The organism is Synechococcus sp. CS-1332 (assembly GCF_025127995.1).
Lineage (GTDB): Bacteria > Cyanobacteriota > Cyanobacteriia > PCC-6307 > Cyanobiaceae > Cyanobium.
The window spans coordinates 20,310-30,295 of the sequence record NZ_JAHLYP010000025.1 but is presented as its reverse complement, the minus strand read 5'-3'; the positions used below and the strand labels follow the sequence as shown (position 1 = coordinate 30,295).

Annotated in this window: 12 protein-coding genes; 9 read left to right on the top strand and 3 right to left on the bottom strand. The window is 68.0% G+C overall.

Annotated features, from left to right (window positions below):
- The 8 genes from KQ305_RS05380 to KQ305_RS05345 form a co-directional block, all read left to right on the top strand.
- A partial coding sequence (locus KQ305_RS05380) for a sulfatase-like hydrolase/transferase (protein ID WP_259724398.1) occupies positions 1 to 763 on the top strand: 763 nt, incomplete at its 5' end.
- A 101-nt stretch (positions 764 to 864) separates the two neighbouring features.
- A complete protein-coding gene (locus KQ305_RS05375) occupies positions 865 to 1,770 on the top strand; it encodes a formylglycine-generating enzyme family protein (protein WP_259724397.1) in 906 nt (301 codons plus the stop codon).
- A 2-nt stretch (positions 1,771 to 1,772) separates the two neighbouring features.
- Positions 1,773 to 2,498 carry a pentapeptide repeat-containing protein gene (locus KQ305_RS05370; RefSeq protein WP_259724396.1) on the top strand — a complete coding sequence of 242 codons (726 nt, stop codon included), beginning with the start codon at positions 1,773 to 1,775 and terminating at the stop codon, positions 2,496 to 2,498.
- Positions 2,499 to 2,512: 14 nt separating this feature from the next.
- A complete protein-coding gene (locus KQ305_RS05365; RefSeq protein ID WP_259724395.1) occupies positions 2,513 to 3,130 on the top strand; it encodes a hypothetical protein in 618 nt (205 codons plus the stop codon).
- A gap of 45 nt (positions 3,131 to 3,175) precedes the next feature.
- Complete coding sequence (locus KQ305_RS05360) at positions 3,176 to 4,042, top strand: bile acid:sodium symporter family protein (RefSeq protein ID WP_259724394.1); 867 nt, start codon at positions 3,176 to 3,178, stop codon at positions 4,040 to 4,042.
- On the top strand, positions 4,039 to 4,275 hold the full coding sequence (locus KQ305_RS05355; RefSeq protein ID WP_311134319.1) for a DUF1622 domain-containing protein: 237 nt from the start codon (positions 4,039 to 4,041) through the stop codon (positions 4,273 to 4,275). The genes KQ305_RS05360 and KQ305_RS05355 overlap by 4 nt, the downstream gene beginning before the upstream one ends.
- A gap of 114 nt (positions 4,276 to 4,389) precedes the next feature.
- Positions 4,390 to 4,956 carry a hypothetical protein gene (locus tag KQ305_RS05350; RefSeq protein WP_259724393.1) on the top strand — a complete coding sequence of 189 codons (567 nt, stop codon included), beginning with the start codon at positions 4,390 to 4,392 and terminating at the stop codon, positions 4,954 to 4,956.
- Positions 4,953 to 5,873, top strand: coding sequence for a hypothetical protein (locus KQ305_RS05345; RefSeq protein ID WP_259724392.1), 921 nt, complete (start codon positions 4,953 to 4,955; stop codon positions 5,871 to 5,873). The genes KQ305_RS05350 and KQ305_RS05345 overlap by 4 nt, the downstream gene beginning before the upstream one ends.
- Positions 5,874 to 5,882: 9 nt before the next feature.
- Here the strand turns inward: KQ305_RS05345 and KQ305_RS05340 are convergent, their stop codons facing one another.
- Positions 5,883 to 6,335, bottom strand: coding sequence for a hypothetical protein (locus tag KQ305_RS05340; protein ID WP_259724391.1), 453 nt, complete (start codon positions 6,333 to 6,335; stop codon positions 5,883 to 5,885).
- Between the two features lie 73 nt (positions 6,336 to 6,408).
- On the opposite strand from KQ305_RS05340, the gene KQ305_RS05335 reads away from it, so the two are divergent.
- Positions 6,409 to 6,717, top strand: coding sequence for a Nif11-like leader peptide family natural product precursor (locus KQ305_RS05335; RefSeq protein ID WP_259724390.1), 309 nt, complete (start codon positions 6,409 to 6,411; stop codon positions 6,715 to 6,717).
- Here the strand turns inward: KQ305_RS05335 and KQ305_RS05330 are convergent.
- A complete protein-coding gene (locus KQ305_RS05330; RefSeq protein WP_259724389.1) occupies positions 6,665 to 9,490 on the bottom strand; it encodes a bifunctional acetate--CoA ligase family protein/GNAT family N-acetyltransferase in 2,826 nt (941 codons plus the stop codon). The two genes, KQ305_RS05335 and KQ305_RS05330, sit on opposite strands and share 53 nt — an antisense overlap.
- Entirely contained in the window at positions 9,487 to 9,933 is a 447-nt protein-coding gene (locus KQ305_RS05325; protein WP_259724388.1) for a universal stress protein, read from the bottom strand. Before KQ305_RS05325 ends, KQ305_RS05330 begins: the two co-directional genes overlap by 4 nt.
- Between the last annotated feature and the right edge of the window lie 53 nt (positions 9,934 to 9,986).

The window sequence follows — 9,986 nt, the reverse complement described above, 5'->3', positions numbered from 1 at the left end:
TCACGACAACTGCATCGGCGAGATGCTCAACCTGCTCGATGAGCTGGGCATCGCCGATGACACGATCGTGATGTACAGCACCGACAACGGCCCGCACATGAACAGCTGGCCCGATGCCGGCATGACCCCGTTCCGCAACGAGAAGAACTCCAACTGGGAAGGGGCCTATCGGGTCCCGGCCATGGTCCGCTGGCCCGGCAAGATTGCGCCCGGCACCCTGTTCACCGGCATCGTCAGCCACCTCGATTGGCTGCCCACCCTGGTGGCGGCGGCCGGCGAACCGGAGATCAAGCAGAAGCTCCTGGAGGGCCATCCGGTGGGCTCCAAGACCTTCAAGATCCACCTGGATGGTTACAACATGCTCGACTACTGGACGGGCCAGGCCCAGAAAAGTCCGCGGGTAGACTTCTTCTACTTCTCTGACGACGGCGATCTCACAGGCCTGCGCTACGACAACTGGAAGTTCGTGTTCATGGAGCAGCGCCAGGCCGGCACCTGCCAGATCTGGGCCGAACCCTTCACTGTCCTGCGTCTGCCGAAGATCTTCAACCTGCTCACCGATCCCTACGAGCGGGCCGACATCACCTCCAACACCTACTGGGACTGGATGCTGGACCACGCCTTTGCCCTGGTGCCAGCCCAGGTCATCGTTGGGCGGTTCCTGGCCACCTTCCAGGCCTATCCGCCCCGCCAGAAGGCCGCCAGCTTCTCCCTGGAGGAGGTGATGGACAAGATGACCGCCGCAGCCAGCGGCGGCCACTGAAGGGCGACGCGTCCGGAGCCAGCCCGATGATCTCGGATCGTTCTCCTGCCCCAGCGCGATCCGAGCCGTCCCATCGGCCGGGTCGTCCTCCGGCGCGGGATATGGCGTGGATTCCGGGCGGCACCTTCACCATGGGCTCCGACGCCCATTACCCCGAAGAGACCCCGGCCCATCGGGTCAGCGTCGAGGGGTTCTGGATCGATCGCTCACCGGTCACCAATGCCCAGTTCCAGAAGTTCGTGAAGGCCACGGGCCACCGCACCCTGGCCGAGCGGCCCGCCGATCCGGCCCTCTATCCCGAGGCGCTACCGGAGCTGCTGGCGCCCGCCTCGATCGTGTTCGTGCCCCCGCCGGGGCCGGTGGGCCAGGGCGATCCCTACCGCTGGTGGCAGTACATCCCCGGTGCCGATTGGCGCCATCCGGAGGGCCCCGGCAGTTCGATCCGGAACCGGCCAAACCATCCGGTGGTGCACGTGGCCCATGAGGATGCGGCGGCCTACGCCGCCTGGAGCGGCAAGCAGCTGCCCAGCGAGGCCGAGTGGGAGCGGGCCGCCTGGGGTGGCCGTGAAGGCGCCGAGTTCGCCTGGGGGGAGGAGCTGCACCCGGGGGGCCGCCCGGAGGCCAACACCTTCCAGGGCGATTTTCCCCATCACAACAGCCTCCTGGATGGCTACGCGGGCACCTCGCCGGTGGGCGCTTTTCCCGTCAACGGTTTCGGCCTCGTCGACTGCATCGGCAACGTCTGGGAATGGACCGACAGCTGGTATGGCGACCATGGCCCCGGGGGATGTTGCGGCGGGGCGGCCGGCCCCCGCGAGGCCAGCATCGACCCGACCAGCCAGCACGGAACGATGCCACGCAAGGTGGTGAAGGGCGGCTCGTTTCTGTGTGCCCCCAGCTATTGCCGCCGCTACCGGCCGGCGGCACGCATGGCCCAGGGCCTCGACACCTCCACCTGCCACATGGGCTTTCGCTGCATCGTGCGCCCAGGCAGCCAGCGTTCCTGAAGATGGCAACTCCCCAGCGATCCACCTGGTTTTCCCGTCAGCAGCGCCGCCGTGCTTCCCCTTTTCACCTGCTGCTGGATCGCTCTTTCGGTTTCAGGGTGCTGATCGCTGCAAGCCTGTCTTTTGTGTTGCTCTCGCTCGTCAATCGCTTCGATAACTGTCATGGAGCTGAAGCAAGAGAGAATTGCCTCACCAGTAATTATCTGGACGTCATCAGTATAGGTAATGTGGAATCGTTCAGTATCTTGACAGCCGCTCTTGTGTACATCCTCGAGGCTGGTCGGCGTAAGGAGCAAGAACATCACGAGCAGCTTGGTTTGCTGTTGATGCTGCGGGAGGCTGGCATCGCCGTCAGCCTGGGTCGTATCCGAATCGTTGAGGATCTCACTGCAGACGGACTCTGGCAGGACGACTTCGATTTGCAGGGCACGAATTTGGAGGGAATCAGAATTCCTTTCAGCCGTTGGCGGGGGGGTAACTTCGCCAACACGGTGTTGCGGAACGCGAACCTCAGGAGTTCTGATCTGGTCGGCGCCAACTTCACGGCGGCCAATCTCACCGGAGCCGATCTGTCTGGGGCCGATCTCACTGAGGCCAACTTCACCGGAGCCATCCTCACCAACGCCGATCTCACCGGTGCCATCCTGACCGGGACCGTCTTCCAGGATGCCGATCTCAGGGGAACAAGCCTCGATCAAAGCGCTTCCGTAGCCTCCGGTCGTCCGTGATTCGATCCAACGCCATGCGGAAGCGAAGGCTGCCCGATCCCCTGGCTGCTGACGCCAACGCACCCCATGCCCAGATGGGCAGGATCGCCGGAGCCGTCGTCGGCATTGCCTCGGCCTACGCGATCACCCGCCATCTGCCCTTTCTGCCTTCCACGCTGCTGAGTTCCCTGGTCCTGGCCGCCACCTCCACGTTCATCGGCCGGATCCACAGCCCGCTGCGCTGGTGGGCCCTGCTCGGCACCACCTGCGGCGCGGTGCTCGGCACCGCCGTTGTCCTGGCGGCGAAATTTCAGCAGAGCGACCCGCAAGGAGATCTCTCCACCAGGGCCCTCCTGCTTGGTTGTTTCGCCCTGGCCGGTTGCGTCGCCGGACGCAGCCTCAGCCGCGATGCCGCTGGCGATTCGGCCCGTCACCCCAGGGATCTGCTGCGTTCGGCCAGTGCGCTCACCACCGGCATCTTTGCGGTACTGGTCACCTTCACGTTTCTGTTTTTCGGCCTGGACACGGCCCGCACCTTCTCCAGCCGGCTCAGCACCTCCCTGACCATCCTGGTGGCCACGGTCTCGGTGCCGGGATGGCTGACCCATCTGCTGGATCGGCCACCACCGTTGGCACCCCGGCGAGGACCCTGACCCGCTCCCAGCCCCCAGCTCCACCCACCCACTCCACCCGACGCCATGGCCCAGGCCCCCCTGCTGCTCGTCAGCGCCACCCTGTTCACGATCATGTTCGCCCTGGGGGTTGGCCTGAAGGGAGACGCCATGGCCCAGCTGCGCCGCAGGCCGGCCTTGGTGCTGCGGGTGCTGATCGGCTCCTGCGTGCTGGTGCCCCTGGTGGCCCTGCTGCTGCTGAAACTGCCCCAGAGCCTGACCCTGTCCCAGCCGGCCAGGTTCGGCATCGCCCTGATGGCCGCTTCTCCGAGCGCTCCCCTCACCCTGCGCAAGGCCGGCAAGACGGGTGGTGACCGCGAGCTGGCGGCGGTGCTGCAGGCCTGCGCGGCCGTGGCCGCGATCGTTTCGATCCCGCTGATCGCCGATGTGTTCCAATCCTCCTTTGGGATCACGGGCTGGGACATCGGCCCGAAGGAGGTGGCTCTCCAGGTTGGCAAGGCCCAGGTGCTGCCCCTGCTGGCGGGTCTGGGACTCAGGCGCTGGCAGCCCTCCTGGGCGCAGCGGCTGTCAGGCCCGCTCGACAAGCTGGCCAATGGCCTGCTGCTGCTGCTGATCCTGCTGGTGTTGATCAAGTCGCTGCCGCTGCTGGTGCCCTTTGCGGCCGCCAACCTGCTGGCCCTGGGCTTCATGGCGGTGATGGTGCTGGTGGCGCTGGCCATCGGCTATGGGCTCGCCGGCCCCGATCCCCGGGAGAGCACCACGATTGCCCTGGTCACCTCGATGCGGAATCCGGGCCTGGCCCTGCTTTTCGCCTCGTCCTACGGCGCCGGCATGGTTGGCCTGAAACTCGCGGTGCTCTCCTATCTGCTGGTCACGGTGCTGCTCTCGATTCCCTTCCTGCGCTGGCAGCGCCAGAGGCAGCAGGCCGCATGACCCCCTCGATGCCCTGGCTTGAATCCCCCGAGGCCTGCTCCAGGGGCTGGCGGGTGTCGATGGCCCTGGTGTTCCAGCTCGGTGCCGACATCGTCGCCACCACCACCTCGCCGTCGGGCCAGAACCTCATTCAGCTGGGGGTGGTCGCCGTGATCCGGACCTTCCTGAATCTGTTTCTCGCCCGGGGAAATCGAAGCGGAGAAACAGCTGGAGGCCCAGCGAGCGGATCTTGACCAACCCGACTGATTACAACGTTTTGCAAGACGCGTGCCGTCGCCGAGATCCTTGATGGCCACTCTGAGTTCAATGACAGCCATCCTGCGGGAGCTCCGTTGATTCCTTTCCCCATGCCACAGCGCCGGATCAGCCTTCGCCCCAGTGTCCGCATCGTTGGCGGCAGTCCTCACCGTCTGGCCGTGCTTGGTGGCGGGATCCTGGCCGGCCTGACGGCCACGGCCCTGCTGGCCCCCCAGCCCGCTTCCGCCGTCGAGGCTGCTCCAGCGCCCCAGCTGCTCTACACCCTCTCCACCCAGTGCTCCCTCCAGGGGGCGGCTCCGGTCCCCTGCACGGTGGAAGCGGTTGACGATGGCAGGGCCACCCTCTATCGCCATCGCATCGGCAAGGTCACCGAAACGGTCCGCATCACCGCCGAACCGGTGACCATGGCGATCTGGGCGAACGACACCAAGCAATGGCGCCCGCTGACAGGCGCTTCCGCCCGGTTCTCCACCAACACGGTCTGCTTCAACGGCAAGGAACTGTGTGTGGTCAACCCGAATTACCTCAACAGTGTCCGGGAGGATCGCGCCAATACCCGCCTTCAGGGCCGTGACCTGGTGATGGTCCACTTCGGCCAGGACGGCCGGGTGGATGCCAGCTGCTACGACGACGCCTGCGCGCTGCTGCTGAAATGAAAAATCTCAGTGGATTCGCCCTGGTGATGGCGGGTGTGATCGCCTCCCCGGTCGGGGTTGCCCTGGCCGTTGACGCTTCCACGGCACCGCAGGCGCCGGTGCTGATCGCCCGTGGCGGCGGTGGCGGTGGTCGGGGTGGCGGTGGCGGCAGGGTTGGAGGTGGTGGTGGCGGCAGGGTTGGAGGTGGTGGTGGCGCCAGGGTTGGTGGCGGTGGTCTCGGTCGTGCCGGTGGCGGCGGATCGCTGGGCCGCACCGGCTTCCAGGGATCCGGTGGGGCGGGCGGCCTCAACCGGGGCGTCACCAGGCCCGCCGGTGGCTGGAGCAACGGGGTCGCCGGTGGGCTTGGGGGCCCCTCGCTCAACCGGGCTGTCAACGTCAACCGCAACGTCAACCGCGCTGTCAACGTCAACCGCAACGTCAACCGCGCTGTCAACGTCAACCGCAACGTCAACCGCGCTGTCAACGTCAACCGCAACTGGAACCGCGCGGTCAACGTCAACGCCATCGGCGTCAGACCGGGCTGGGCACGCCCTGGCTGGGGGGTCGCCAGACCCTGGAACCACGGCTGGTACGGCGGCTGGGCCACCCCCTCCTGGGGATGGTGGGGAGCCAGTGCTGCCGCCTGGGGGGTGGGCGCCCTGGCGACGGCCGCCATCGTCAACAGTGCGGTGGATGCGGCGGTGGCCAGCAACCAGACCACGATCGTGGTGCCCAACACCCAGTATCAGCTGCTGTACGGCACGGTCCAGCCGACGGGCACCGCCACGGTGTCCTTCGACGTCAGTGCTGATGGCAACGTCTTCCAGCTCTCGGCCGACTGTCAGTCGGGGCTGCTGAATGGCCAGCAGCCGGACAATGCCCAGGAAGCGGAGCTCCTCAATGCCGCCTGTCAGGTGGCCTTCGGGACCGCTTCCTGAGCCAGGGGTTCACCAGGGCAGGGGAGCGCGCTGGGCGCCGATGCTGCAACCCATCTGCTGGCCCAGCAGGGCCCCGAGCGGCACGGCCCAGGTGCGTCCGTCCTGGCGGGAGGCGGCGTAGCCCAGGCCACCGCCGATGATGCCGCCCACCAGCCGGCCGACGTTGCAGCGCTGGGCCGTCTGGGCCTGGACGAAGTCGGGGGCCACCGGCAGGTTGGCCCGGTAGCGGTCGACGTCGTAGTCGGCCCGGTAGCCGCCGCCGTAGCCGTCGCCGTAGGACGAGGGGCTGGGCAGGGTCTGCACGGGGTAGGGAACACGGCGGCTGTCGACCTGACGGGGAACGCCGGCCTGGCCCCAGGGACCGGCCAAGGCCTCCAGGGGTGTGGCGAGCAGGGCCAGGGCGCCGGTGGTGCCCAGCAGGCCCGCGAGGCGGCGGGAACCCTGACGAAGGATGGTGTTCATGGTGGTTCGCGTTGTGAGGAGCGACCCCTGAGGTGGGGATGACATCAATCAAGCGAAGTCATGTGACCGATCCATGAACGGTTCCCCAGGGATGTCCGACAAGATGCGACTGGCGGCCTGCACCCCTCTGCATCGCTTGTTGTCGGTCCCTGGTCAGATCGGCCGGCCCTTGCCAGCGTGGATCAGAGGGCGGGAGGACCCGATGAGCTGGAGCGAACTGGAGCGCCTCGTCGACGAGGCCGAGACGGATGAGGTGATCCGCCGTGGGCTGCGCCATTGCCGCTCCAGAGCGGAACTGCTGCTGGTCGCCCGCCGGCTGGGGTTCCGGGTCACCCGGGTGGATCTGCAGCGGGCCTGGCAGCTGCAGCATCAAGCAGGCTGATCTCGGCATGCACGCACTCGGCCGTGGGCCGGAGCCGGAAGCCCAGCTTCTGGCAGATGTGCTGCATGCCCCTGTTCTCGTGCAGGATCTCGGCGCAGATCTGCTCGAGCCCCTCCGCTTGGCCGATCTCCAGCAGCAGGTTCAGCAGCGTGGTGCCCAATCCCTGCCGCTGCCAGGGATCGGCGATCAGCATCGAGAACTCGGCCGCGTTCTCGTCGTGAATCCTGCTGAGCCGGCCCACCCCCAGCAACTCGGCTTCGGCGCCGTTCTCGCCCGCGCGCTCCGCCACCATGGCCAGTTCCCTGTCGTAGTCGGTGAAGCAGATCCGCGTCAGCCGTTCGTGGGCGATGCGATGGCCCAGGGTCATCAGATGGAAAAAGCGGAAGTAGACGCTCTGCTCCGAGAGGGTGCGGTGGAAGGCCACCAGCATGGGTTCGTCCTCAGGCCGGATCGGCCGGAGCGTCACCGCTGAGCCGTCGGGAAGCTGCCAGGAACGCACGTATTCGCTGGGATAGGGCCGAATCGCCGGCCTGGGGGTGAAACAGGTCGCCCCGGAGGACTCCTGCAGCAACACCCGGGCATCCAGGGCCACGATGGATCCCTTCCCGTCGCCCGGTGTCACCCGCAGGGGATTGATGTCGAGTTCGAGGATGGCTGGGTGCTCCAGCACCAGCCGGCTGAGGCGCACCAGCAGCCGTTCGAGCGCCGCCAGATCCACCGGCGGCCGGCCGCGCACCCCCTGCAGCGCCGCATAGATGCGGGTGCCCTCCATCAGCCGGCGGGCCAGGGTGGTGTTCAGCGGCGGCAGGGCCACGGCACTGTCGCGGAAGACCTCCACCAGCAGGCCACCGGTCCCGAACAGGATCACCGGGCCGAACTGGGGGTCAATGCTGCTGCCGACGATCAGTTCATAGGCGCCCGTCAGCTCCAGCATGGGCTGAACGGTCACCCCGCCGAAGGCGTTCTCCCCGTGCTGCGCCACGATCGCGGCCTGCATGGTGTGGAACGCCTGGGCCACCGCGGCGCCGTCGCGCAGGTTCAGTTGCACCCCACCGACGTCACTCTTGTGGGTGAGCTCGGCGGAGAGCAGCTTCACCACCACCGGGTAGCCCATGGCGTCGGCGGCCGCCGCTGCCGCTTCGGCACTGTTGGCCATGTGGGTGGGAACCGTGGGAATGCCATAGGCCTCCAGCACCTGCTTGGCCTCCCATTCGTTCAGCAGGGTGCGTTCCTGGGCCAGCACCCCCGCCAGCAGCGTTTCCACCCGCTGGCGATCGGCATGGTGCTCAGCGTCGCCCGTCGCTTCGGTCTCGGGGACCAGGGCCGGGGTTTCGTAGAGGGCGCGCAGGTTGTCGCTGTAGCGCCAGAGGGCATCGAACAGCTGCACGGAGGCGTCCGGGTAGCGGTTGGTGGCGATGCCGGCGTCATTCAGCAGGCGCTCCCCCGCCTCCACGGCCTGTCCCCCCATCCAGCTGGCCAGCAGCGGTTTGGTGGTGGTCGCCGCCAGGGCCACCAGCCGCTCGGCAGTGCTGGTGGGGTCGGTCATGGCCTGGGGGGTGAGCACCACCAGCAGACCGTCGCTGCCGGGGTCGTCGAGGGCGTGGCGGATGGCCCGTTCGTACCGTTCCGGATCCGCATCCCCGAGGATGTCGATCGGATTGGCCCGACTCCAGTACTGCGGCAGCTCGGCGTCGAGGGCCGCCAGGGTGGCCGGGGCCAGGGTGGCCAGCTGACCGCCGTGGCGCACCAGGGCATCGGTGGCGAGCACCCCGGGCCCCCCGGCGTTGGTGAGGATCGTCAGCCGAGGCCCCTTGGGCCGGCGGCGCTGCTTGGCCAGCACCTCGGCAAGGTCGAAGAGGTCGGCGATGCTGTCGACCCGGAGCACACCGCAGCGCTGGAAGGCGGCATCCAGCACGGCGTCACTGCCGGTCAGGGCCCCGGTGTGGGAGGCCGCCGCCTGGGCGGCCTCGGCGGAGCGCCCGGCCTTGATCACCACGATCGGCTTGGTGAGGGCCACCTCCCGAGCCGCCGAGAGGAACGAGCGGGGGTCACCGATCGATTCCATGTAGATGACGATGCTGTGGGTCTGGGGGTCGTCCCCCAGGTAGGTGATCAGATCCCCCCAGCCGACATCGAGCATGGAGCCCATCGACACGAAGGCGCTGAAGCCCACGTTCTCCTGCAGGCTCCAGTCGAGGACGGCGGTGCAGATGGCCCCCGACTGGCTCAGGAAGCCCACGTGACCGGGGCGGGCCATGGCGCCGGCGAAGGTCGCGTTGAGGCCGGTGAGGGGATTCATCAGCCCCAGGCAATTGGGGCCGACCAGGCGCATGCCGGTGCGGCGCAGGCCATCGCGGATGCGGGCCTCCAGGCTGATGCCGGCGGCGCCGATCTCCCGGAACCCCGCCGACAGCACGATCACGCCCTTCACCCCGGCCGCCGCGCACTCTTCGATCAGGGCCGGCACCGTGGCGGCGGGGGTGGCGATCACGGCCAGGTCCACCGGCTCGGGCACCTCCGCCACCGACGCGTGGGTCCGGATCCCCAGCACGCTCGGGCGCTTGGGGTTGATGGGGTAGACGGTGCCGCCGAAGGGATGGCTGATTAGGTTCCAGAGCACCCCACGCCCGACGCTGCCCGGCCGGTCGGAGGCCCCGATCACCGCCACGCTGCGTGGGGAGAAGAGGGCCGCCAGCGGCTGGTGCTGGGAACGCAGGATGTCGTAGGCCCGATCCGCGGCGCCGTCGCCCCCGCCGGAGGGGGACTCCCTCATCGGACCACCAGGACCGGACAGGGGGACTGGACAAGCACCCGCTGGGTTTCGCTGCCGATCAGCATCCCCACCAGGCCGCGGCGGCCGTGGGAAGCCATCAGGATCAGGTCGCAGCCCAGCCGGGTGGCGGCCTCAACGATGGCCTGGTGGGGCAGGTCGCTCAGCACACGCTCGGCCGTGGCGCTGACGCCGGCCAGCTTCGCCACCGCCAGCGACTCCTCCAGGATGCGATCCCCGTCCTTGCGGCTGGCGCTCATCAGGGCCTCCATCGTGGTGGCATCGAGCATCTCGCCGAGTCCCACCACCTGCACCGGCACGCTCGCCTGGGCATGGAAGAAGGTGATGCGGGCCCCAAGGGCGGCGGCCAGCGCAACGGCCTGCCGCACGGCCTGCATCGAGAGTTCGGAGCCGTCGCTGGGCACCAGGAGATGGCTGTAGGACATGGGAGCTGCGGGTCTGCCCTCTGTCTAGTCAAGGCCCTGGAACAGCGCAGCCG

Bases quoted from the DNA above. Each gene is read 5' to 3' on its own strand.
- KQ305_RS05375 (WP_259724397.1), top strand. From the start codon at position 865: ATGGCGTGGATTCCGGGCGGCACCTTCACCATGGGCTCCGACGCCCAT.
- KQ305_RS05370 (WP_259724396.1), top strand. From the start codon at position 1,773: ATGGCAACTCCCCAGCGATCCACCTGGTTTTCCCGTCAGCAGCGCCGC.
- KQ305_RS05365 (WP_259724395.1), top strand. From the start codon at position 2,513: ATGCGGAAGCGAAGGCTGCCCGATCCCCTGGCTGCTGACGCCAACGCA.
- KQ305_RS05360 (WP_259724394.1), top strand. From the start codon at position 3,176: ATGGCCCAGGCCCCCCTGCTGCTCGTCAGCGCCACCCTGTTCACGATC.
- KQ305_RS05355 (WP_311134319.1), top strand. From the start codon at position 4,039: ATGACCCCCTCGATGCCCTGGCTTGAATCCCCCGAGGCCTGCTCCAGG.
- KQ305_RS05350 (WP_259724393.1), top strand. From the start codon at position 4,390: ATGCCACAGCGCCGGATCAGCCTTCGCCCCAGTGTCCGCATCGTTGGC.
- KQ305_RS05345 (WP_259724392.1), top strand. From the start codon at position 4,953: ATGAAAAATCTCAGTGGATTCGCCCTGGTGATGGCGGGTGTGATCGCC.
- KQ305_RS05340 (WP_259724391.1), bottom strand. From the start codon at position 6,335: ATGAACACCATCCTTCGTCAGGGTTCCCGCCGCCTCGCGGGCCTGCTG.
- KQ305_RS05335 (WP_259724390.1), top strand. From the start codon at position 6,409: ATGAACGGTTCCCCAGGGATGTCCGACAAGATGCGACTGGCGGCCTGC.
- KQ305_RS05330 (WP_259724389.1), bottom strand. From the start codon at position 9,490: ATGAGGGAGTCCCCCTCCGGCGGGGGCGACGGCGCCGCGGATCGGGCC.
- KQ305_RS05325 (WP_259724388.1), bottom strand. From the start codon at position 9,933: ATGTCCTACAGCCATCTCCTGGTGCCCAGCGACGGCTCCGAACTCTCG.